Origin of the sequence: Aliivibrio fischeri (assembly GCA_038993745.2) — a bacterium.
Taxonomy (GTDB): Bacteria; Pseudomonadota; Gammaproteobacteria; order Enterobacterales; family Vibrionaceae; genus Aliivibrio; species Aliivibrio fischeri_B.
Genome location: CP160629.1, coordinates 2,400,495 through 2,425,309, shown reverse-complemented (window position 1 = coordinate 2,425,309; position 24,815 = coordinate 2,400,495). Strand labels below are relative to the sequence as shown.

The window sequence follows — 24,815 nt, the reverse complement described above, 5'->3', positions numbered from 1 at the left end:
CTAAAATACTAATAAATGGGTGACTTATGGTTGACGGAAATTAATACCCTGACGTGTTAGGGTTGGTAATCGTCCATTTAACCTTGCTAAAAAGTCTGTCCAGTTTCTGTGTTGTTTTTGTGTCCACATTCCTTCAGATATTGCTAAAAGACGTGGGAAAATCATGTAATCCATACGCTCTTGGTTATTGATGATTTCACACCAAAGTGCACATTGAATTCCGAGAATGCGTTTACGAATAGGGTCGTTATCAGCTAATTCAGCAAGAGGTTCGTAGTTATAAGCCTCTTCAAGAGGAAGAACATTTGCCCAATCTACTCCAGGTTCTTCAGGAGCATAATCTTGTGCCATATCTAAATAGGTGGTTTGACCGGGTTGGAGTACGACATCAAAACCTTGTTTGGCACAATTTAATGCTGCTTCTTCACTTAACCAAGAGTAAATAACGGTATCTTTGCTGACTTTATTACCATGCTGAGCTTCTTCCCAACCAAGCATCTGTTTGCCTAGTTGTTTTAATTTGTTTTCAGCATGACGAAGTAGGTGACCTTGCAATTCAACAGGGTCGCTATAACCTTGCTCTTCCATTAATTTTTGACATTTTTCACTATCAGTCCAAACCCCTTTTGGAACTTCATCTGCACCAATATGAACGTATGGTGCAGGGAAAAGATCTGCAATTTCTTCGAGCACAGTATCAATAAATTGATAGGTACCTTCGATTGCCGGTGATAGCACATTATCTGTGTAGTGTTGAATACTGCGATAAACCGAATTATCGTCAGAATCAATTAACAAATGAGGTAGTGATTTAATAGCTGCACGGCAATGGCCTGGAATATCGATTTCAGGTATTACTGTTATTCCACGCTGTTCTGCATAAGCAATGACGTCTTTAATCTCTTCTTGAGAATAATAACCACCATGCTTTTCTGCTATATGAGTGTATTGTGGCTTAATCACTTCTTCTGGCCCACGCCATGCACCAATTTGCGTTAATTCAGGAAAGGCTTTTATTTCTACTCGCCATCCTTCGTCATCCGTTAAATGCCAATGGAAAGTGTTAAATTTATAATGAGCTAATTGATTAATTAAACGTTTTACACGCTCTAGTGGATGGAAGTGTCTTGCACAATCTAGCATCATTCCACGATAGTGAAAGCGTGGTTGGTCTTTGATTTTTGCACACGGGATCAAGTGTGTATTTTCATTTATTAATTGTAAAAGCGTCGCAGATGCGTGAACGAATCCCTCATTAGAGCCTGCTGTAAGAGTGATGATATCTTCAGATACCGAAAGTTGATATGCACCTTTATCTAATGTTGGATTAGCAATGAATTGGATTTGACCTTGTGATTTAATCGGATACTTTAAAGAAGTAATATTTTCTAATTCATCACTTAACCACTGTGCGGCACCTTGTGCTAAATGGGTTTGTGTTTCTAGAAAGATTTTATCTTTTAGATTAAATTGGCCATCAAAACGTTGTACTGATTCTGGTTTTGGAATAAGAGACAGTTCAGAAGGAGCAACTCTAGGGATAGACGTTCTCTCTGAGTATGGTGAAGCCAAAACAATCGGTGAGATCGATACATCTAAAAAATGAGTATTTTTGCCATCATCAACAAAAATAGCGGCATCATCTAAACCATCGGTGATAAAGCGAAAAGGGGCGGTACCAATACTAAATTCAACATAATAGTGATTATTTGCTTTTAGTACTTGGTTGGCATCTGGAGTTAATTTACAAAAACTACCGACTTGTTCTAATGTTCCTTGGGAATTACTTTCAGGTGCAATAAAACGATCAATAGTAAATTGTAATTGCCAATGATGAAGATCCACATCGCTTAAATTATGTAAGGTTAAGCCAAAACGGTTTAACTTTTCTTTGTCTGATAAGACAACAAGGTCTACACGATAATCCATCATCTTTTCCTTATAAAAGACTAGAACAGGTTATGTTCTTTGTTTCTTGCCATCATAATGCCACCTTCAATGGCATCAAATTGCGGCTGTACTAAATATTGACGAATAGAAGGCGATAGCCATTCAACAATGCGTTCACCAATACTTCCCATAAGAGCGATTTTTGTTGCTCCTTTTTTGTTTAGTGCGGTTAGAAACATTTCAATATCGCTTGCTGTTTGTTGCAGCATATCGATAGCAAGCGTGTCTCCTTTTAATGCAAGTTCAAAAATAGCAGGTGAGAACTGACCATAATCACAAGGACGAGCCGTTTTAGACCAATCAACGATACTATCGATATCATTCTCAAAGTGCGCTAATACGTGTTCGGTAAGAGCGGTGGTAGGTTTAATACCATCGGAGGCCAATAGGGTATATTGAATTAAACGAAGTCCCATAATAGCGCCGCCGCCTTGATCTGAAATAGGGAACTCGCGCCCACCAACAACATGTTGTTGACCGTTGCTAATATAGATGCCACAAGAGCCTGTGCCTGCGATCATTATCGCGCCATTCTCACCGTTATGAGCACCTAGACAAGCGCCGTAGGCATCGGTATTAAGAACCATTGAGGCAAAAGGGTGAGCTTGTTGCATAAAGTTATGCCAAGCTGATTTTTGTTCAGCGCCAGCAAGAGCCAAACCAAGGTGCATGCGAGAGAAATCCGCATCCGTTAAATTATGTTGTGCAGCAGCTTGGGTGATGGCGTCAATGATTGAATTCATTGCTACATCAACACCAAGTAGGATATTAGCGCTTCCGCTTTTTGCTTCACCTAATAATTTACCTTGTTCATTGCGAATACGAGCTCGACAAGACGTACCGCCACCATCAATACCGACATATAAATGCGTCATGATTATGCTCCTTGAACTGAGTAATAAGCGGATTGAGACATAATCGCTAACAGATACCATGCGCCATGAGGGATCCATTGCTCACCCCAACGCCAGTTTTGCAACATATCATCGCCATGTGGTGCAGGATTAAATGCAATATCTTCTTCGTCTTCAAAACCACCAGTAATTCCATTACAAACACCACCTTTGGCATTAAAGAAACCAAGATGAGGAAGGTAATCAGGGTTATTGTGGCCATGGCCGTCTAACATACACATGTCATAAGGATTTAGACCTAGTACCCAATTCAGATTATGTTGAGCAAATGCGGCTAGTCTTTGTTTTAACTCGTTAGAGGTTAGGTGTGGTAACACAAGGTAGCTCATACTCGCTAGAGATCCGAGTCGAGCATTTTCGCCTTGCCACCAGTAGCCGGATTCATTGTCGTGAGCAACAAAGAAAGCACTGCGTTTTTGACCATTAACGGCTTTAACGTATTGTCTTGGGTAGCCAAATGGATTGAATGTCTCAGATGAAATAGCCAGTTCAAATTCAACCGCTTGATTGATAACTAATTGAGTATGAGCTTTTCGACTATTATCTGTTTCTATTTCTAAGTATTGAGAGAGAGCAATAACGGGAAGGCCCGCTTCTGCAGCGTGAAAGTATGGACGTTCGCCATTACCAGTCGCTGACCAGAAGTGTGCGAAATTATCATCACTTTGTTGACGAGCAGAAAGTTTATCGGCCCAAATTCGAGCTTCAATTAAGAAGCTATTTTCTTGTGTTGCTTTAAACAGTTCAATAACAGCAAGAAGAGCACAATATTCATCGATAATGTTTTCTTCACCATTATTTAAATAACTAAGGTTGTTTTCTTTTAAGTGCCAGTAGCCTTTAGTTGCTGCGGCTAAGTATTCTTCGCGAGTAAATTCGCCATCAAGTGTTAATTGAGATGCAGCGGCTAGAGCTGCGATAGATACGCCCCCACCTTGACGGAATCCTGCTTGATAATCATCGGATTTATGACCTTCTTGAGTGGCATAAGCACAAATATCACGTTGATTGATATCTTTACTCCACTTATCAAAGACGGTCATATAAAAGAAACCTGCCGGATTTTGCATTCGAACTAGGAAGTCTGCACCAAATAACGCCTCTTCCGTAAGACGGGTGCGAGAGAAAGCGGCAAAATCCGATAGGTTTTGTGTTAGTTCTAATCCTTTGAGCATATTCCAAACAACCATCGGAATTTGCTGAGGATTAAGGTAATTAGCATAAGATAAGTGACTAAGGTATTTACTCACATCACCGGATGCATCATACCAACCGCCATGAACATCGACGGTTTCGTTGCTATTTAATAAAGGAGCTTGTTTATCTTGTTTATCGAAAATCCCACCACATCGTTGTGATTTAAAATAGTGCATAACATCAGAAAATGTGTGCGCCATTAATAAGTTGGTTTTGATAACAAAAGAGTGAGACATTGCACCTTCGATAACAAGAATGAATTCACCTTCTTCAGTAAAATCAGTAAATGTTATCTCAGCAAAATAACCTTGATGCCAATGAGCGACTTGGTCTGATGAAGAAATAGAAAAACGGTATTTGACCTCTTGTGTTTGAGTACAAACAATATGACCTGATATTGGCTGCGTAAGGGCAGTGGTAGCCAATAATACTGCTGATTTCGGTCCGTTTGTTTCATATCCAATATGGTTAGTTAACAGTTGCATCTATTTCTCCAAAATACCAATTACTGCTGTTCAGAATTACAAATGAAATTAATTTTCGTATAAGTAACAACGAACAAAATGGTTGTCTGACAGTTTTGTTACGCCAGGCATTTGTTCTTTACATTTAGCACTTGCGTGAAGACAACGGCCAGCAAAAGGACAGCCTACTGATTCAGGTGTCCATAATGGAATTTCACCTTTGTTGCCTTTTAGTTCTGTATGGATCGACTTACTTGGATCTGGAACTGCTGATACAAGTAGTTGAGTGTATGGGTGTTGTGGATCGTGGATGATCTCATCCGTATCACCCCATTCAACCATATGACCGACATACATAACTGCAAGATCTTCTGCAATGTAACGTGCAGTTGCGATATCGTGAGTGATATAAAGAAGAGACATTTTTTTCTCGAACTTCATCTCTTCCATTAGGTTTAGAACACCAGCACGAATCGACACATCAAGCATTGAGGTTGGTTCGTCAGCTAATACCACTTCAGCACCAACAGCAATGTTTCTTGCAAGGTTTACACGTTGACGTTGGCCACCTGAAAGTTGGTGCGGGAACTTTGCCGCAGTTTCTTTAGGTGGGATCAAGCCAACTTGTTCTAGAAGATCGTAAACGCGCTCTTCTAATTCCTTTTTATTGCCTGGAGTCACTTTCTTATGGATAAGAAGAGGACGAGCAATATGGTGGAAGATGTTGTGAGTAGGGTTTAAAGAACCAAACGGATCTTGCCATACCATTTGAACACCTTCGCGATAAGTCATTAAATCGCTTTTCTTAACGATAGTTTGAATATCACGACCTTTGTATTCGATAACACCATCTGTTGGTGCATACATTTTTGCTATCATTTTTGCTGTGGTGGATTTACCTGAACCAGATTCACCTACAACAGAAAGACCACGGCTTTTGTACATTTTGAAAGATACGTCATTAATCGCACGCATCATTGGGTTTTTAAGTGCGTTACTGCTTACAGGGAAATCTTTAACCAGATTCTTACCTTCAATCAGTAATTCGCCAAATTCTTTGCTCATAATTTACTCCAGAAAATCCGTTTTATGCTTTTACTTGTGCAATGGTTTCACCGTAAAGGTGACAGTTTGACAAGTGTCCAGGCTCGATCTGACGAAGCTGTGTTGGAATCGAACGACATGCTTCATGTACACGATCACAGCGAGCTTGGAAGCGACAGCCTTGTGGAATCTCTAGTAAATTTAGAGGGTTTCCTGGGATCCCTGTTAATTTCGTTTTTGGTCCTGTTAACGGTGGGAATGAGCTACCAAGGCCTTTTGTATATGGGTGATAAGGCGAAGTTAAGATTTCTTTAGAAGAAGCAACTTCGATTAATTCTCCTGAATACATGATCCCAATACGATCAGAGAACTCAACCATTAACGATAAATCGTGCGTAATAAACAGAATAGAGAAACCAAATTCTTCTTTAAGCGCATAGATTTTTTGTAAGATCTCACGTTGAACAACTACATCAAGAGCAGTAGTTGGTTCATCCATAATGATCATTTTCGGGTTTAACGCTAACGCAATTGCAATAACTAAACGTTGACGCATACCACCAGAGAACTGGTGTGGGTAATCAGTCAAACGACTAGGGTGAATATCAACAATTTCAAGTAAACCTTGCGCACGAGAAATTGCTTGTTCACGAGTCATGGTTGTGTGGCGCATAATTACGTCACAAAATTGTTCTTCCATCGTTAGTACTGGGTTCAATGCGTTCATGGCACTTTGGAATACCATTGACATTTCACTCCAACGGAATGCCTGCATTTGAGCATCGCTGTACTTTAAAATATCTTTACCATCGAAGAACACTTCACCACCGGTAATGAATGCTGGCGGCTTATGCAGGCGCATTAAAGAGAATGCTACGGTTGATTTACCACAACCTGATTCGCCTGCTAGACCAAAGACTTCACCTTTACCAATGTCAAAACTCACATTGTTTACAGCTCGTACATCACCTGCGTCAGTAATGTAATCCACACACAGATTGCGGATAGAAATTTGTGGGTCAGTCATATTAATCTTCCCTGTTCCAATTTAATTCTGGTTTACCTAAATCTGGCTTACGCTCTTCGGTATCTTGTGCAGCCATTTGCTTCCAACGTTTCATACCTTTATGAGAACGTAATTGAGGGTTCGCAATTTCATCGACCGCAAAGTTAAGCATTGCTAGACCAATTGCTAGTAGCGTCAGAGCCATACAAGGAGCAATCAGTTCCCACCATGCGCCAATTAGAATTGATGATGATGTTTGTACGTTGTAAAGCATGATGCCCCAACTGATTGTACTTGGGTCACCAAGACCTAAGAACGAGATGGTTGCTTCCATCATGATTGCGTACATCACTGAGCCGATGAAACTTGCACCAACGATAGAGATAAGGTTTGGAAGAATCTCAACAAAGATGATGCGCCATGCTGATTCACCAAGAACTTCTGCTGCCTTAACGAATTCTTTTTCACGTAGTGCTAAGGTTTGAGAACGAATTACACGTGCGCCCCAAGCCCAGGAGGTACAACCGATAATGAGGGCAATGGTCATTGGCCCTGCCTCACCAATAAATGCTGCAAGAACGAATAGTAGTGGATATTGAGGTATAACAAGCATGATGTTCATTGCTGCTGTTAATACATCATCAACTTTACCGCCAAAGTAACCCGCAGAAACACCGATGATGGTTGCTAAGAAACAAACAACAACACCAGCACCAAAGCCAACAGCAAGTGATACGCGTGCACCGTGTGCAAGTTGAGACCAAACGTCACGACCCATACGAGTTGTACCCATTACGTGATCTGCTTTTTTAGACATCAGTAATGTACGGCGGTCGGTTGCTAGGTTTTCGGCAACCCATCCTTCAGGATTATTCTCAGCAGCGTTTACCACAAAGCTTGGGTATTCATGTGGTTTACCAGTACGTTTATCTGGAGCATGGTCGCTAAGGAATGGTGCGAATACAGCAATGAAGATAAACATGAATAGGATACCTAAACCAAACAGAGATTTAGGGTTACCTGAAAGTAGTTTAATTAAGCCTTTCATTATTATTTTCCTCCCTTGCGTAGGCGAGGGTCTAGAACAACGTATAACATGTCAGCAAGAAGGTTAAAGAACAGCATGAACAGAGTCATGATAAGCAGCTGACCTTGAAGAACTTGGTAGTCACGAGAAGTGATTGCATTAAATAGTACAGAACAAGACCTGGGTAGTTGAAGATAATTTCAACGATTAACTGACCACCAATTGCCATACCTAATGACATTGATAGAGCGGTAACACTCGGAAGCATTGCGTTTCGTGCTGCATAGTTAAATACAACGCGGTTTTCGCTTAAGCCTTTACCTTTAGCCATGGTGATGTAGTCTTCACCAAGTAGGTTAATCATGTTGTTACGCATGTTAATTAGGAAGCCACCAATTTGAACGATAGACGCACAAAAAAGTGGAAGAATAGCGTGATAAGCAACATCTTTAATGAATGCCCAGTCTGTCCAATCAGGAATGGTGCCTGGAGTATATGCGTAGCCAGTAGGGAACCATTTCAAACCGACAGCAAAGGTAAACATAGCTAACATAGCAATAACTACTTGAGGTACCGCTTGGATAACCAGCATCCCTGGAGAGATGAAGGTATCGTAAGCACTACCGCGTTTCCATGCTGCAAAGATGCCAAGAATGGAACCTAGAGAGAATGATAAAATTACCGCAGTACCTGCTAGGAACAATGACCAACCAAATGCACCACCAAGTAAATCATTTACACTTAGCGGATAGAATTTGATAGAAGTACCTAATTCCCAAGTTAGGATGTTTTTGATGTAGATAAAGTATTGCTCATATAGAGGGCCATCAACAAAGCCAAGCAATTGTTTCATTGCTTCAATACGCTCAGGAGTTACCTGAGTGGTTGCATTAGCGAACATCATGACAACAGGGTCACCTGGCATTGCTCGCGGAATAATAAAGTTAATCGTTGCAGCAACGACCAACGCAATAAAATAGAACGATAAACGTCTTAGAAAAAATCCCATAACTCACACCTTACTCATCCAGATATTGTTTGCCTGACCTGGAAATCAGGACATAAAATCCCCTGACGACGAGCGCCATTCCTTTAGCTAGTAGGGAAGGGGGGGAATAGGCGGTGCACAAAGGGTGCACCGCAAAGACAGTTACATATTACTTAACAGGTTTTAGGTCAAGAACGTGTAGAAGACGCTCAGGGATACCAGCCCAGATATTTGGACGGCCCTTAGGATTCTTCTCGTTCCACCAACCGCTGAAGCGTTTTGTGTTGTATTGGTACATGTAAGCACCAGACATCACAGGGAGTGTTACTTGGTTTTCAGCGATGATTTTCTGAATGCCATGAGCGATTTCTAATTGCTCATCACGGTCAGCTGTTTTGTAGAAGCTATCAAGTAGAGCATCAAGTTTCGCATCTTTGAAGTAGTGCATTGCGAAACGAGGCATACCATCACCTTCTTGAAGTGCTGAGTTGTAAGCACTGTTCCAGTATAGGTGTGGATCGGCACCGTGGAAGTAGTTTGTGTAAGCTACATCATAAGTACCTTCTAGCATTGCTTGGTTGTATACCGCGAACTCAGGAGTACGAGCTTTCGCTTTGATACCAACTTCATCTAATTGCTCTACAGCAAGTTGAACTGTGTTGTTAAAGTCAGTCCAGCCGTTTGGAGATTGGATTAGAAGCTCGAAAGGTTTACCTGATGGAGTATCAACATATCCATCGCCGTTTACGTCTTTAAAGCCAGCTTTAGCTAGTTGCTTTTTAGCGCCTTCAACGTTGTATGTGTTGAATTTCTTATACTTGTTATGAGTATCTTCATCAGACCATGCTTCAAATGCATAACCAAGACCTGATGCGAAATCATTCACAGTACCGCCGCCGTAGAATGCGATATCAATGATTGTTTGACGGTCAAGCGCCATACCATAGCACGACGGAACTCAACGTTTGTTAACGCTTCGTTTTTAGCTGCATCAGGGTTTTTGAAGTTAACCATGAATGCTTGTGTACCTGATGGCGGGTACCAGTATTGGTGGTTAGGACTTGCTGAAGCGTATGTACGATCGATATCTGGAACGAAAGAAGAAGTCCAGTCTAGTTCAGAGTTAACAATCTTACCTAGTAATTGGTCGTTGTTTGCGATTTGAGGTACACGTAAACAGTCCACATCTAGGTTATCGTTATCCCAGTAGTTAGGGTTACGACACTGAATGTAAAGTTGAGGTGTAAAAGTATCGATCTCAGTAAATGGACCTGTACCTACTGGGTTTTCATTTGTAAATGTTGTTGGATCTTTCACTTTAGACCAAATGTGCTCAGCAACGATTGGAACTAGTGAAATTTCGTATGGAACGTTTGAGTTAGCTTCAGATAGGCTGAATTTAACTTGGTATTCATTTACACGTTCAACGTTTGTAACCCACTTATTGATACCACGTTGATCAAGCTCTGGCTTATCTTTTAGTAGGTTATAAGAGTAAATTACGTCGTCAGCTGTGAATTTCTCACCATCAGACCATTTAACACCTTTACGAATGTCAAAAGTTACACTCATAAGGTCATCAGACATACGGAAATCTTCCGCAAGACGCATAACTGGTTTGTTACCATGCATTTCATTAAAGATAACTAGTGGTTCGTAAACAAAATCTGTTGTTGTACGAAGGTTAGTTGCAAGGTATGGGTTAAAGTTTTGGATCATTGTAGGGTAGAAATCTGGTACTACTGTTAGCTCACTTCGTGCCGCTGCATCTGTAGCTGCAAAACCCGTTGTTGCTGCAAGTACTGCAGCAGCTAATGTAGTTTTTTTAATATTGGCAAGCATAGCTGTTCCTTACTCTTTGCTTTAGTTTCACGATATATACGTCTTTATCAATTTGATAAACACACATTAAAGGCTTACCTCAAATCCATTTTTCCAAATTGCCTTTCTAATGGTTTTTGAGTGGTCTGTAGGCCTTGGGCATGTATAGGAAACCGTTTTCGGCTCAAAACGTCAATTTGGATTACCGTTAAAAACGGCAAAATAACTTTTTTTAACGTCAAAAACGTTATTTTCTGTAATTGTGTGTGTTTTTTACTCTATTCTAGTGGTGTGACCTTTATCTCATATACACCATTCTGTATGCTGTTAAGTTAGTGACCACTTACCAATTTAACCTTTTTAAATATGCATTATTTTTTTTTATTCTATAGTGGTGACCTTGATCACCTGTGATCTCTATCGTTAATTTTATCGCTAAAATTATTGGACAAGGTTTGTTGTGAGTCGCTTCTCATAATTATGACAAATATATAATAGATGAGTTTTTTCCATTAAAAAATAGCTAAATACAGTCAAATTACTGTGCTGATTAAGTGCTTTTTTTGAACCGTGAATTTGGTAGTGGTGAAAAAAAAGCCCGTAAATATTACGGGCTTTTAGTTGAGTTACGATGGTAAATATTAGTTGTTGGATATGAGTATTTGTAGTTTATCTTTAATTCTAACCAGTTTGTCACGTTGGTCATTGTATTGCTCACAATGTTCTAAAATGTACTCTAAAGTACTAATTACGGTTCTCCAGCGAGGTGTTTTTGGCAGAGTTTCTACTCGTAAGTATTTATCAAGTGTACGTGTTTGTAGTGTGCTTCTATCTAAATACACTCGCCATAACCCACTCTCTTCAGCGAGAGTGTATTTGGTTTGCCCTGTAGACTCTTCCCAATAAGAAAGGCCTGAGATCATGCCGTCAACAATGAGTTCTCGCATGATAGTGCCTTTGTCTTCTTTATTTTCATTGGCCTTAGTGGCTAGTTGAGCAATATCCCCACCAACTAGCGATAGCGAGTTTAGCTTTTGTTTATCGCCTTCGAATGCAAATGCAGATAGTGCTTCTACTGCACTTTCTAAGTCATGAATTCGTTGTTCGCTTGCCTCGTGTTTATGGCTAACTACAAGAATAAGGGATAGCCCGGATTCAGCAGGAAGATGTAATAAATCAGCGTTTATTTGTGTTATTTCACCATCAATATAAACATCAATATTGCCACGGTGGTTTTGTTTACTTTCAATAAGGCTACGTTTAGCTATTAGCTCATCAATAGAATAACGTGAAAGTTGTTCTTCTGTTCTTTGAAATAGTTTTGCAGCAGAGTTATTTACATACTTAATTTTTCCATCACTCTTTGCGCATATAATGGCTTCTTGTGCATGATTAAGTTGCTCTAATATATGAGCCTGTGTCTCAAGTAAACTGGCTTCTACTTTTTCTCTATGACGAATTTCCTGCTGTAGGCGATCATTTTCACTTAAGAATAATTCAGCCTTACTTGCTTTAAGGTGCGCTTTTATTCGAGCTGCTAGTTCTTGTTTATTAAAAGGCTTACTTAAATAGTCGTTAGCGCCTGACTCAAAACCTCGAATTCTATCTTGAGTTTGATTTAAGGCTGTTAACATAATAATAGGCAGTTCAGAGTGGCTATAAGTCTCTCTTAATGATTGGCATACTTCATAGCCGCTCATTCCTGGCATCATGACATCAAGCAATAATAATTCAGGCTTTTCTTCTTCAAATACTTTTAATGTTTCAGGTCCATCATTAGCCACTTTCACTCGGTACCCTTCGAGTTTTAAGAAACTGGTAAGTACTTGTAGATTGACGGGTTCATCATCCGCAACTAATAAAAGTGGGCCCTCAGGGTTTTCTGGTAATTCTTCATCAATCTCATCTAAATTATATTCAAGTTTTTCAGGCGTTTGATAGTGAGTAATACCTTCTTGAGCAAGCAATTTGTGTTGTTGAATTTGTTCTTTAGTTGCAAGAGGAAGGGTAAAGCTAAATGTCGCTCCTACCATTGGTTGGCTACTCACATATAAAGAACCGCCCATTAATTCAATTAATTGTCGGCTGATTGATAGACCAAGACCTGAGCCTTGACGATATCGGTTTGAGTCATGACCAGCTTGAATTAATGGTTCGAAAATATGTTCTAATTCATCTGCCGGAATTCCGTGCCCAGTGTCTACGACCTGAACTCGCAAGAATTGATCTACAACACTTGCTGAGATAACAATTTTACCTTCTGATGTATATTTAATCGCATTGCCAATAAGATTATAAAGAACCTGTTCAAGGCGTTGTTCATCGACAAAAACAACAGGTAATGATTTATCTACTTGGTTAATAATACGGATGGATTTGTTTCCAAGAAGGTGTTGCGATAACTCCAGAACTAAACTGGTTGCAGAGGATAAATCGGTAACATGTTTATTTATATCAAGGTTACCATGACGCATTTTATGATAATCAAGTAGGTCATTAACCAGGCTTGTTAAGCGTTGACCGCTATTTATAATGATCTCTAATTGATGGCGATGAGATGCTGATATTGGACCGTTAGCTCCAGTGTATAAGGCTTCTGCAATGCCAACCATTCCATGTAATGGTGTTCTTAACTCATGCGATGTGGTTGCTAAAAATTCATCTTTTAACTTATCAGCCGCTTCCAGTTCATTGTTCTTTAATTGAATGGTTGCTAAGTTAGCTTCAAGCTCTTCATTTTGATCTTTAATTAGTTGGATTTTTTCTCTTATTGAGCGTTGCATTCGTGCAAAACTAACCGCTAAGCGACCAATTTCATCTTTTCTATCCGTGCTGATCATCTCTTGATCAAGATCACCAGCAGACACTCGTTCTGCCGCCCATGTTAAGCGTAAAAGTGGTGCTGTGATTGAGTTAGATAAGAAATGCGAAGCAATAACAACACAGACAATCGCTATTATCATTGCAATAACAAAGATTTGCTCAAGTTGTTGAATGCGGGCAAAAGCTTCTTTTTCTGGAAGCTCAAGTGATAGTCCCCATAAATGTCCATCAACATTAATAGAAGTAAATGCGGCAAGCACTTTTTCTCCGTGCTTATCAATAAAGCTACCGACATTTGATTCACCTGATAGCGCCAACTTCATATTTTCAGAGAGGTTTTTTTCAGTGTCTTCATTGCTGATACGAGAATAAGAGTCTTGGCCTACAAAGTAGGTTTTGATGGAACTTGTATCAGTATTATCTCCAATCAATTCAATTAGACCTGTATTTGGTAATTTGAATAAAGCAAAGCTATGTAAGTAACCTTGCTGTACTATTGGAGCTGCAAACCATGCTACCGTTTCGTTATTTATGGTATTGAAATCAGAAAAAATGATAGGAATATTATCTTCGCTCTCAGGCTTTTTCATTAATGTTCGGATCTTTTTATATGTATCCGCTAACGTACTGTCTTTGTACTTACCTGTTAATAAATTCGTACCATAATTGTCTTCTTTGGCTTTGGAATACACAACGTTGCCATTAATATCAACTAATAGAACGTCACTAAAGTCTGAACGTTTTAAGAGTTCTAAATATGCCCAATGGTAACGTTTATGTAGAAGACGGTAGCGTTCACTACCAATATAAGAGTCTGATTCAGGAAGAACACTGGTTCTAATTTTATCGCCAGAACCGGTGATATATCGCAGTTGTGCGTTTTTACGAGCGTCTTCTATGGATGTTCCTAAGTGTGGAAAGGCACTAACCAAACCGTAAAATCGACCGCCACTTGCATTAGCTAGTTCAGAGCGAGCAAACCCTAATACTTCGGATTTACGGCCTTTAAAGTAGTTTGTAATTTGTTGTTCTTTGTTGTCTCGTAATGACACAAGATGTGCGGTACTTTGCGTTGCAAGATCTTGGCTATGAGAGTGAAGAAAGAAAATTGCAATAAGTGATAGTGGCGTTATGCTTAAAACAAGAAACGCAATCATCAACGTATTTTGTAGACGTTTAAAGTGTTGTTTTTTATCCATTTGAAGGCCTAGTCCACACTGTTATCCATTCAGCGAAATTGACATATTTAACGTGTCAGTAAATTTTATTGAGTTTGATTTTAACGAGAAACTCTGCTGCTTCTTATACTTAATTCATGTTAAAAATCAAGCAGCAGAGTGATAAAGTGCGGCGGGAGGCAAGAATTATTTTTGAGCTGAATAGATCTTAAATTTGTTATTTTTAGCTAATGTTAAACACTCACCAAATGCTTTTTCAATGATTGGAGGGTACTGTAAAAAGCTATTGGCCACTAAAATTAATTGCCCTTCATGGGTTAGATTTTGTGGTGCTTTTTCTAATAGTTCTTCTGTTGAAGAGTAATGTGTTTTTAGACCAGCATGAAAAGGAGGATTACTGACAATAAATTGGTAATTCTCTTTCGTATCAGAATACACATCACTTGCAAATACATTGCCTTCAAGGTTATTGGCTTTTAACGTTTCAATAGACGAGGCTATTGCAAGCGCACTGATATCAACCATATCTAAGTGGATTTTAGGGTTGATTGTTTTCATTACCGAGCCAATCACACCTGCACCACACCCAAAATCAAGTACATGACCTCGTAGTGCAGGTAAGGTTTGTAGTAAAAGCTCAGAACCTTTATCAAATTCACCATGGCTAAATACACCAGGTAAGCTTCTTACTTCTATAATGTGGTTTTCAAATTCAACTTGGTATTCTTTAAACCAATCTTGTTGATTGAATGTTGGTGCTTCTTCAGTGCACTGACCCCAATAAAAGCTACAGCGACGAGCTGAATCAAATTTATTTATCGGGCCAAAATCAGCAAACATTTTTTCAATGCTTTTTACACCACTTCGGTTTTCACCAACAACAACAATTTCCGTGTTTTTACCTAGTTTTGCTAGCAGCATAGTCAGTAAGTATTCTGCTTCTGCTTTCGCTTTAGGCCAGTAGAGTAAGATCATGTCGGCATTAGTCGGCTCTGTTAATTCAGAACCAAAATAACATTGAATAGAATCATGCTCAGCAAATTGCTTATAGTATGAGTAATTTGTTGTGAAAATTGAGGTTGATTCACAATGCTTTGCTAGCTCAAAAGGAAAGTCATCTATTAACTCACCAGCAATGAGAACATGCTTGCCTTCAAAGTAAGCAAGTTGGCGTTGAGTAATTTGACTTGGTGCAGAGTAAGACATTATGGCCTCGAAATAATATAAAAACTGGCAGGATTGTCCCACAAAGTGCTTTGAAGGAAAAGAAAAGGCCACTGAAGATGATGAAAATCAGTGGCCTTAAAGAGTTTTAATTGTGGTTTAGTTCTTATCTTGTTGATCTAAAAAACTCTTAAACTCAGTTTCATACATGTTAAATAAAACCAGCGTTAGAGCAAAAATGATTGGCCCATAAATTAAACCAATTAGACCGTAAAGTTGAATACCACCTAATAAAGAGAAGAAAATCAGTAAGGTATTCATACCTGAATTACCTTGCATTAAGAGTGGACGTACGATGTTATCGATAGACCCTACAACTAACACGCCCCATGCTGTTAAGAAGATTGCCCATTCCCATTGATTAGTAAGCAATAGATAAATGGTTGCTGGAACCCAGATTAAAGCGGTACCGACAACTGGAATAAATGAAGCAAAACCCATCATTGTTCCCCAAAATAGCCCCGGGAATCCTGCAAGCCACATTGCAAAACCACCAGCAATACCTTGTGCTATTGCTGTGAGAAATGAACCAAGAACCGCCGATTTAGACACTTGTTCAATCTCATCTAATAAGCGATCTTCTTGACTGCGAGAAAGTGGCAGTACATGACGAAATGCTGAGATAATTTTGTCTTGATCGCGAAGTAAAAAGAACAAAACAAATAACATTAAAAAGAAATTCATTAGAACATTAGTTACATCGCCAACGATTTGAGCACTCATACCGACAATTCGAGTGCCTATTTGTGAAGCTAATTGAGCTACTTTTTGGGTGACTTCTGCAGGGTCGATAGCATCAAAAGGTAGGTACTTATTAATAAAAGACAATACCTTAGCTACAAATGGGTGCTGAAATAACGTTTGTATGCCACCGTCTATTACCCAGTGATAGGCGTCTTTTGAGAATGTTGCACCTTGTTGCACGATAGCGATAAAAACAAAAAACAGAGGAATGGCGATAATAAAAGTGAGTGCCATACAAGAAAGTATTGCTGCGCTGTTTGGACTATTTGGAAGTCTATCACTGATTTTATTATGCAACGGCGCAAATAATAGCGACATAATAAAAGCGAGGATGATTGGATTTAAGTAGGGCTCAATTAAAAGGAAGCATGCGTAACCAGCAGCAAGCAAAGCGGCAATTAAAACCCAATGACTGGAGTTCAGTTTATTGAAATGAGACACATTATTCCCTTATGATGCGATTATCGGTTTATGAAATTAAGATGATAGCAATTTAGATAGTTATATAGCTAGTTGATCATCATAGCAAGATTAATGGAGAGTAACGATGGGCTGTTGTGATAAAGAGACATGCGCGGGAAGTAAGAAAAAAAGTTTTCCAATTATTCCTGTGATAGCTATCGGATTATTGGTGGCTGTAGTGTATTTTTGGCAATAATTGCTTATTGGCCATTATGATTTTTATAGTGGTTTGTTATATGAAAAAAGGCTTTCAATAATGAAAGCCTTTATCTGTTTTAATCAGGTTTTATTTTGCTTCTGAAGCAATGATTGCGAAACATTGATCTGCCGCTTCTAATGTCGCTTCGATTTCTTTTGGACCATGAGCTAAAGAAGTGAAGCTTGCTTCAAATGCAGAAGGTGCTAGGTATACCCCTTTCTTAAGCATTAGATGGAAGAAGCGTTTAAATCTTTCAATATCACACTTAGCAACATCAGCGTAGCTGGTTACTGTTTCTTGATCAGTAAAGAAGAAACCAAACATTCCGCCCACTTGGTTTACAACCATTGGAATACCGTGTTTATTTGCTAACTCTTTAAAGCCATTAGCAAGATGTCTTGTTGTATCTGCAAGGCGTTTTTCGTTGCCTTCTTCAGTTAATACTTTTAAGCAGGCAAAACCAGCAGCCATCGCAACAGGGTTACCAGAAAGTGTACCCGCTTGGTAAACCGGGCCAGTAGGTGCAATGTATTGCATTACGTCTTTACGGCCACCAAACGCACCAACAGGCATACCACCGCCGATTACTTTACCTAATGTTGTTAGGTCTGGTTTGATGTTGTAGTAACCTTGAGCACAGTTTTCAGCAACACGGAAACCTGTCATTACTTCATCAAAAATTAATAGAGCACCTTCTTCATCACAAATTTGACGAAGTCCTTCGTGGAACCCTTCTACTGGTGGAATGCAGTTCATGTTACCAGCTACTGGCTCAACAATAATACAAGCGATTTCACCTTTATTTGCAGCGAATAGTTCACGAACAGAATCTAAATCATTAAAAGTTGCTGTTAATGTGTATTTAGCAAAATCAGCAGGAACACCAGGAGAACTTGGCTGACCTAGGGTTAATGCACCAGAACCAGCTTTAACAAGTAAGCTATCAGCATGGCCATGGTAACAGCCTTCAAATTTCATGATTTTATCACGTCCAGTGTAACCACGAGCCAAACGAATCGCACTCATTGTTGCTTCAGTACCTGAACTTACCATGCGAACTTGTTCCATTGATGGTACGAGTTCAGAAACCAATTCAGCCATAGTAATTTCAGTTTCAGTTGGTGCACCAAAACTTAAACCACGTTGTGCTGCAGAGATAACTGCTTCGCGAATTGCTGCATGGTTATGACCAAGGATCATTGGACCCCAAGAACCAACATAATCAATATAAGCTTTGCCATCGGCATCAAAAATTAAAGGGCCATCGGCACGCTCAACGAAAATTGGTGAGCCACCAACGCCAGCAAAAGCACGAACAGGAGAGTTTACACCGCCAGGGATTTTATCTTGCGCTTTTGCAAAAAGTTCTGCTGATTTGGTCATTACTTATATCCTCATAGTAATTAATTTGGACCAGTTGGGCGCTATTGTACCTAAAAACGCTTGTGTTGATCGTATTAATCCCCATCTAATAGTAAAATAGTACTGATAAATGCGATCTTCATTTAATAGAGAACGCAGAGAAGAGCGATTGAATACTTGAATGAAACAGTCAGGTATTAGATAATTGCCCATAAAATAGAATTGGAAACCAATCCTGAGAGGTTTAAATGAGTGATGTATCTGTGCCGTTAACGTTTTCTGATGTTGCAGCAGCAAAAGTAAAAACGTTAATTGCAGAAGAAGAAAACCCAAATCTAAAACTACGAGTTTATATTACTGGTGGTGGTTGTAGTGGTTTCCAATACGGCTTTACTTTTGATGAAGACGTAAATGAAGGCGATATGACGATTGAAAATGATGGCGTTACGCTAGTTGTTGATCCGATGAGTCTACAATATTTGATCGGCGGTAAAGTTGATTATACGAAGGTTTAGAGGGTTCTCGTTTCTTCATTGATAACCCAAATGCAACGACAACGTGTGGTTGTGGTGCGTCATTCAGTGTGTAAACCCTGAGTATTTAAAGGTAAGTAGAGGAGTTTACTTACCTTTTTTATTATAAAAAAATCATGATTTTGAATAACAGTAAGTTCAGATGTATTACTGTTAGTTTCTGTCTCCTAAGCGCTAAGGATTGTTGCTATGGGCAAATATACATCTGCTTTTCTTTCTTACCTTATCCATAGACCTTGGATTATCTCTTTTCTTTTATTCCTCAGCTTATTTTTATGGGTTATGAGTGGACCTTCACAAGCGGAAGAGTCATCAGGGATAAAAGAGACATCTACTTTTTCTATTCCATTAGCCAATGTGGTTATTGAGCAGTTTGAATCAACGCCGACTCATAAAACAATTTCTCTATATGGGCGAACTAGCCCTGATAAACAAGCGATATTAGGTGCTCAAGTTGCAGCTCAAATTGAAGAGTTGTTAGTAAAAAAAGGAGCAAGAGTCACAAAAGGGCAACCAATCGCTCGTTTAGATATGGCCGATCTTGATTTGCAGTTAAGCCAAGCTAAAGCCATCTACTCAGTTCGAATGAAAGAATTTAATGCAGCAAAAGAATTAAAACGTAAAGGTTTACAAGGGGAAGTTGCATTTAGTCAATCACAAGCTTCACTTGCTGAAGCAAAAGCAAGAGTTCGTAATGCTGAACTAATATTAGAAAATACCACAATCACCGCACCATTTAATGGAATTGTAGAACACTTATTTATTGAGGTTGGCGATTTTGTTAGTCGTGGAGATCCTGTTGCTAAAGTCGTTGTCCTTGATCCACTTGTTATTGATGTCAATGTTAGTGAAAGGCACATCAGTCAAATTACAAAGCAACAAAAAGCAGAAGTGAGCTTTATTAATGACGTCTCAATTGAAGGGTATGTTCGGTATATTTCAAAAATCTCATCATTATCAACCAATACGTTTTCAGTCGAAATAGAGATCCCCAATATAGGAGGGAAGATCCCCGCTGGCATCAGCTCTGAAGTGGAAATTAATTTAGCTCTTCAACCTGCAATTAAAGTCACTCCAGCTATGTTGGCGTTAAATGAAAGTGGCGATTTAGGAGTAAAAACGGCGATAGAAGCTGAGGGGCATAGCGAGACAAATTATAAAGTTAAGTTTGTCCCTATTCAGCTAGTTAAGGCCGAAGATGATGGTGTTTGGTTAACTGGACTTGGAAATGAAGTGGACATTATTACTGTTGGGCAAGGATTTGTTCGTGATGGTGATTTTATTCATGTTCAACGTAAATAGGGACATTATATGCTAGCTATTATTAATGCGGCATTGAGTCGCTCTCGTACGATGTTGATGTTATTGGCCCTATTACTCATAGCGGGGATTTCTACATACTTAGTCATACCAAAAGAGTCCAACCCTGATATTACGATCCCGATTATTTACGTATCAATGAGTCATCAAGGTATCTCGCCTGAAGATTCTGAGCGTTTATTAGTACGCCCAATGGAGCAAGAGCTGCGTTCTATTGAAGGGATAAAGGAAATGACGGCGGTTGCGGGAGAAGGGCATGGTTCGGTGACATTAGAGTTCAGTGTGGGTGTCGATCTAGATAAAGCGTTAACGGATGTGAGAGAGGCGGTTGATCTGGTTAAACCAAACCTTCCTGAAGAAAGTGATGAACCAACTGTCCATGAGGTTACGTTAGCGGCTGAACAAGCCGTATTATCCGTGGTTTTATATGGTACGGTTCCTGAACGAACTGCCGTTCAAATCGCAAGAAAGCTGCAAGATAAGCTCGAAAGTTACAAGCAGATATTAGAAGTTGATATTGCTGGAGACCGAGAAGATGTTGTTGAAATTATTGTCGATCCTCTTTTGCTTGAGAGTTACGGTTTAGATCAGGCTGCCATCTATAACTTAATCGCATTAAATAATCGTGTTGTTGCAGCAGGTTTTGTTGATACTGGTTATGGTCGGTTTTCAGTAAAAGTCCCTTCTGTTTTTGAATCTTTAAAAGATGTACTAGAGCTACCAATAAAAGTTGATGGGAAACAAGTGGTCACTTTTGGTGATATTGCCACGGTTCGTAAAGCATTTAGGGATCCTAATAGTTATGCTCGATTAAATGGTGAAAAAGCCATTGTTCTTGATATCAAAAAACGTTCCGGTGAAAACATCATAGAAACGGTTGAGATTGTAAAAGCAGTGTTATCTGGAGCTCAGGAACTTGATGATTGGCCAAATAATTTATTAGTAAAATACACATGGGATGAGTCTAAAGATGTAAAGAATATGCTTAATGATCTTCAGAATAATATTCTTTCAGCTATTTTATTGGTTGTTATCGTTATTATTGCAATTTTAGGAGCAAGAACCGCACTTTTAGTTGGAATATCAATTCCAGGATCTTTTCTTACCGGTCTACTTTTACTTGCTGTTTCTGGACTTACCATCAATATCGTCGTTCTATTTTCATTAATTATGGCGGTAGGTATGTTAGTTGATGGCGCTATTGTTGTAACTGAATATGCTGATCGTCGAATGCAAGAGGGAGCTCATCGTGTAGAAGCTTATAGAGAAGCTGCACAACGAATGGCATGGCCAATTATTGCATCAACAGCGACAACATTAGCGGCATTTGCACCACTATTATTCTGGCCTGATATTACTGGGGAATTTATGAAGTATCTGCCATTAACTTTGATTGCGACGTTAAGTGCATCTTTAGTTATGGCTCTACTATTTGTTCCCGTTCTAGGGAGTTTATTTGGTAAACCGCAGCAAGTCCTCCCTAAAAAGAGAGTGAAATTACAGGCACTAAGTAGAGGTGATTATTCCCAAGCTGAAGGAGTCACTAAGCTGTATTATCAAACGCTTTCATTTTCATTAAAGCACCCCTTTAAGGTTTTATTATTAGCAATAACGCTTGCTGTTGGTATTGGGTTTAGTTACGCCAAAGCGGGACTTGGTGTTGTTTTCTTTCCTGATGTTGATCCTCCATTTTTAACCGTAAAAGTTCGTTCTCATGGTGATCTTTCTATTGATGAGAAAGATAAAATTATGGTTCAGGTTCAAAACCAAATATTAGGAATGGAAGAGTTAGACAGTATTTATACTCGAACGGGTGGTGACGATGAAATAGGACGTATCCAAATTACTCCAATTGATTGGCAAAACAGAAGGCCAGTAAAAGAGATAATTGAAGATCTCCGAGTTAAAACGAAAGATATTGCAGGTGTTGAATTGGAGTTTAGTACACCAAATGCAGGGCCTCCTAGCGAGCATGATTTAGTAATAGAACTCAGTGCGAGAAATGGAGAACTATTAAATCAATCCATCACTCAAGTTCGTAAATGGGTTGATTCAAATGCAGCATTTACTAATGTTAGTGATACTTCTAATAAGCAGGGTATTGATTGGAAAATTGATATTCGACGAGATGATGCTGCAAGGTTTGGTGCAGATGCAACATTAGTTGGTAATACCGTTCAGTTTGTCACTAATGGTTTAAAAATTGGTGACTACCTACCTGATGATAATGATGAACAGGTCGATATTCTTGTACGTTTTCCTGAAGAGCATCGAGATATTGGCCGATTTGATGAGCTTAGAGTAAAGACGAGTAATGGGCTTGTTCCAATTACTAATTTTGCGCGCATTATTCCTACACATAAACAAGATACGATTCACCGAATAGACGGACACCGAATTTTGTCGGTAAAAGCAGATATGAGTGAAGGGTATAACCTAAGTATCGAGTTACCTAAAGTTGAAATGGCGCTAAAGAATCTAGGTTTACCTAAGGGCGTTGAATTTAAATTAAGAGGACAAAATGAAGAGCAAAATAACTCGGCAGCATTTTTGCAGAATGCTTTTCTTGTTGCGCTTGCTGTTATGGCAATTATTTTAGTTACTCAATTTAATAGTTTTTATCAGGCATTCTTAATTTTAAGTGCGGTCCTTTTTTCAACCGTTGGCGTGTTTGCTGGGTTACTTATTTTCCAGCGCCCGTTTGGAATTATTATGTCAGGCATTGGGGTAATTTCGTTGGCAGGAATCGTTGTTAATAATAATATTGTACTGATTGATACCTATAACACTTTACGTAAAGAAGGCATTGAAAAAGTCGATGCTATTTTGCGAACTGGCGTTCAGCGTTTACGACCTGTGATGCTAACCACGGTAACAACCATTTTGGGGTTGATGCCAATGGTGTTAGAAATGAATATTGATTTAGTTAATCAAAAAGTGGAATTTGGTGCACCGAGTACTCAGTGGTGGTCGCAATTAGCAACTGCTGTTGCAGGAGGCTTGGCCTTTGCAACTGTTTTAACACTAGTACTGACTCCTTGTTTATTAATGCTTGGAAGAGATAAAAAAGTAAGAGAATTACTTGATTAAAAAAAACCCTAATTATCTTTAATTAGGGCTTTAATTTTAGTTATTCATGGTTAATTACTGGATGGTTTCCAACAATGAATTGACCGTATTGTTCTAATTGCTTTAAGCGCTCTTTAGCCACAACTTCAAACTCTTTTTTATCTTTACCTGTTAGTGATTTTGATTGTGGTAAAGATACTGTTCGAGCGTCTTTATGAACGCCATTTACTAGGAATTCATAATGAAGATGTGGTCCAGTTACTCGTCCTGTTCCACCAAGAGTACCAATGGTATCCCCTTGTTTTACTCTTTGACCAGCTCGAACATAACGTTTAGTCATGTGTAAGTATTTCGTTATGTAGGTATTACTATGGCGAATAAATACATAATTACCATTAAATTGATTATAACCTGCTTTATCAACAACGCCATCACCAGCTGCCCAAATAGGAGTGCCGACAGGGGCAACATAATCAGTTCCTCTATGAGCTTTTCTTTGCCCTGTAACAGGGTGTAAACGACGAGGGTTAAAATTAGAACTTACGTAACGGAAATTGATTGGAGAACGTAAAAAAGCCTTTTTCATTGCGCGGCCATTTGGTTCGTAAAAATTACCGTTTTTGTCGTTTCTTATCGCGGTGAAAGTATCGCCACGGTTAGTAAAAGAAGCGGCGATAATATTGCCTTTTCCAGCATATTCACCTTCAACATACTTCTCTTCATAAAGAACTTTAAAATTGTCACCTTCTCGAATATCTAGAGCAAAGTCGATATCCCATCCAAAGATACCAGCAAGTTCCATGATTTGATTAGGGTTTAATCCTGCTCCAATTGAAGCGTTCCAAAAGTTAGAAGTAATGGTTGCCTTGGTGTAGTTAAGCTGAGTTTCAATATCTTGTTTTTCAAACAATCCGATATAGCCATCCCCAGCTTTACTTATACGATAGGTTTCAAATTTGCTGATAGGGCGGATAAGTTGGACTATTTCTTGATCTTGGTTAAATCCAAATTTTAATTTATCACCAGGACGTAAACGAGTGAGTTGGTTTTCAATCTCTTTATCGCTACTGGTAAGTTTTAGAAGTTGGCTGTATCCCAAACCAATACGACTAAATAAAACAGAGGCACTCTCTCCTGATTTGACTGTATGAGTTTCCCAAGAAAGTTGTTGATTTAAAGAGTTTTTTTCATGAGAGATTAAAGCTTCTTTTCTTATTTCAATAGGGTACGTTTGGCCTACCGTTAATTTATAAAAGCCTGAATCGGGAGCGACAGTGTCTGGGATTGTTGCAATAGTTACAACAATTCCTGCGCTGCAAAGACCAATCAGAATGCGATGGATTACAGGAATGCGAGTTAATTTAGATAATATCATTCGATTAGTTAGTAAAGAGTGAATAAAAATAACAACCTAGAAGTGTATCGTGTTTTGAAGTTAACTACTATGTGAGGAACTTGTAGTTTGGTCACCTTTTTATAAAAAAAAGTTC

The 24,815-nt window shown here is 39.1% G+C and carries 13 protein-coding genes and 3 pseudogenes; 3 read left to right on the top strand and 13 right to left on the bottom strand.

Annotation, left to right across the window (positions count from 1 at the left end):
• Positions 1 to 24: 24 nt before the first annotated feature.
• The 12 genes and pseudogenes from AAFX60_011660 to hemL form a co-directional block, all read right to left on the bottom strand.
• The gene (locus AAFX60_011660; protein ID XDF78939.1) at positions 25 to 1,929 is read right to left on the bottom strand and encodes a family 20 glycosylhydrolase; all 1,905 of its coding nucleotides are present in this window, start codon (positions 1,927 to 1,929) and stop codon (positions 25 to 27) included.
• Between the two features lie 20 nt (positions 1,930 to 1,949).
• Complete coding sequence (locus AAFX60_011655; protein XDF77322.1) at positions 1,950 to 2,825, bottom strand: N-acetylglucosamine kinase; 876 nt, start codon at positions 2,823 to 2,825, stop codon at positions 1,950 to 1,952.
• Positions 2,826 to 2,827: 2 nt separating this feature from the next.
• Positions 2,828 to 4,546: a glycoside hydrolase family 9 protein gene (locus tag AAFX60_011650; GenBank protein XDF77321.1), complete on the bottom strand. Its 1,719-nt coding sequence runs from the start codon at positions 4,544 to 4,546 to the stop codon at positions 2,828 to 2,830.
• Between the two features lie 48 nt (positions 4,547 to 4,594).
• Positions 4,595 to 5,590 carry an ABC transporter ATP-binding protein gene (locus AAFX60_011645; protein XDF77320.1) on the bottom strand — a complete coding sequence of 332 codons (996 nt, stop codon included), beginning with the start codon at positions 5,588 to 5,590 and terminating at the stop codon, positions 4,595 to 4,597.
• Between the two features lie 22 nt (positions 5,591 to 5,612).
• The gene (locus AAFX60_011640; protein ID XDF77319.1) at positions 5,613 to 6,596 is read right to left on the bottom strand and encodes an ABC transporter ATP-binding protein; all 984 of its coding nucleotides are present in this window, start codon (positions 6,594 to 6,596) and stop codon (positions 5,613 to 5,615) included.
• A gap of 1 nt (position 6,597) precedes the next feature.
• Positions 6,598 to 7,623, bottom strand: a complete 1,026-nt coding sequence (locus AAFX60_011635; GenBank protein XDF77318.1) for an ABC transporter permease — start codon at positions 7,621 to 7,623, stop codon at positions 6,598 to 6,600.
• A 2-nt stretch (positions 7,624 to 7,625) separates the two neighbouring features.
• A pseudogene (locus AAFX60_011630) lies at positions 7,626 to 8,611 on the bottom strand (ABC transporter permease).
• A gap of 148 nt (positions 8,612 to 8,759) precedes the next feature.
• A pseudogene (locus AAFX60_011625) lies at positions 8,760 to 10,432 on the bottom strand (ABC transporter substrate-binding protein).
• 620 nt (positions 10,433 to 11,052) lie between these two features.
• Positions 11,053 to 14,433 (bottom strand): response regulator, encoded by a 3,381-nt coding sequence (locus AAFX60_011620; protein ID XDF77317.1) that lies wholly within the window; start codon positions 14,431 to 14,433, stop codon positions 11,053 to 11,055.
• 165 nt (positions 14,434 to 14,598) lie between these two features.
• Positions 14,599 to 15,618: a 16S rRNA (guanine(1207)-N(2))-methyltransferase RsmC gene (gene rsmC, locus AAFX60_011615; GenBank protein ID XDF77316.1), complete on the bottom strand. Its 1,020-nt coding sequence runs from the start codon at positions 15,616 to 15,618 to the stop codon at positions 14,599 to 14,601.
• A 117-nt stretch (positions 15,619 to 15,735) separates the two neighbouring features.
• Positions 15,736 to 16,821, bottom strand: coding sequence for an AI-2E family transporter (locus AAFX60_011610; GenBank protein ID XDF77315.1), 1,086 nt, complete (start codon positions 16,819 to 16,821; stop codon positions 15,736 to 15,738).
• Between the two features lie 307 nt (positions 16,822 to 17,128).
• Positions 17,129 to 18,424, bottom strand: a complete 1,296-nt coding sequence (hemL, locus tag AAFX60_011605; protein ID XDF77314.1) for a glutamate-1-semialdehyde 2,1-aminomutase — start codon at positions 18,422 to 18,424, stop codon at positions 17,129 to 17,131.
• A 227-nt stretch (positions 18,425 to 18,651) separates the two neighbouring features.
• On the opposite strand from hemL, the pseudogene erpA reads away from it, so the two are divergent.
• From erpA to AAFX60_011590, 3 genes and pseudogenes are all read left to right on the top strand, one after another.
• A pseudogene (erpA, locus tag AAFX60_011600) lies at positions 18,652 to 18,992 on the top strand (iron-sulfur cluster insertion protein ErpA).
• Between the two features lie 133 nt (positions 18,993 to 19,125).
• The gene (locus tag AAFX60_011595; GenBank protein ID XDF77313.1) at positions 19,126 to 20,238 is read left to right on the top strand and encodes an efflux RND transporter periplasmic adaptor subunit; all 1,113 of its coding nucleotides are present in this window, start codon (positions 19,126 to 19,128) and stop codon (positions 20,236 to 20,238) included.
• Between the two features lie 9 nt (positions 20,239 to 20,247).
• A complete protein-coding gene (locus AAFX60_011590) occupies positions 20,248 to 23,346 on the top strand; it encodes an efflux RND transporter permease subunit (GenBank protein ID XDF77312.1) in 3,099 nt (1,032 codons plus the stop codon).
• Positions 23,347 to 23,386: 40 nt separating this feature from the next.
• Here the strand turns inward: AAFX60_011590 and AAFX60_011585 are convergent, their stop codons facing one another.
• A complete protein-coding gene (locus AAFX60_011585; GenBank protein ID XDF78938.1) occupies positions 23,387 to 24,697 on the bottom strand; it encodes a peptidoglycan DD-metalloendopeptidase family protein in 1,311 nt (436 codons plus the stop codon).
• Positions 24,698 to 24,815 lie beyond the last annotated feature (118 nt).

Bases quoted from the DNA above. Each gene is read 5' to 3' on its own strand.
- hemL (XDF77314.1), bottom strand. From the start codon at position 18,424: ATGACCAAATCAGCAGAACTTTTTGCAAAAGCGCAAGATAAAATCCCT.
- rsmC (XDF77316.1), bottom strand. From the start codon at position 15,618: ATGTCTTACTCTGCACCAAGTCAAATTACTCAACGCCAACTTGCTTAC.
- AAFX60_011645 (XDF77320.1), bottom strand. From the start codon at position 5,590: ATGAGCAAAGAATTTGGCGAATTACTGATTGAAGGTAAGAATCTGGTT.
- AAFX60_011590 (XDF77312.1), top strand. From the start codon at position 20,248: ATGCTAGCTATTATTAATGCGGCATTGAGTCGCTCTCGTACGATGTTG.
- AAFX60_011620 (XDF77317.1), bottom strand. From the start codon at position 14,433: ATGGATAAAAAACAACACTTTAAACGTCTACAAAATACGTTGATGATT.
- AAFX60_011660 (XDF78939.1), bottom strand. From the start codon at position 1,929: ATGGATTATCGTGTAGACCTTGTTGTCTTATCAGACAAAGAAAAGTTA.
- AAFX60_011655 (XDF77322.1), bottom strand. From the start codon at position 2,825: ATGACGCATTTATATGTCGGTATTGATGGTGGCGGTACGTCTTGTCGA.
- AAFX60_011595 (XDF77313.1), top strand. From the start codon at position 19,126: ATGGGCAAATATACATCTGCTTTTCTTTCTTACCTTATCCATAGACCT.
- AAFX60_011635 (XDF77318.1), bottom strand. From the start codon at position 7,623: ATGAAAGGCTTAATTAAACTACTTTCAGGTAACCCTAAATCTCTGTTT.
- AAFX60_011640 (XDF77319.1), bottom strand. From the start codon at position 6,596: ATGACTGACCCACAAATTTCTATCCGCAATCTGTGTGTGGATTACATT.
- AAFX60_011650 (XDF77321.1), bottom strand. From the start codon at position 4,546: ATGCAACTGTTAACTAACCATATTGGATATGAAACAAACGGACCGAAA.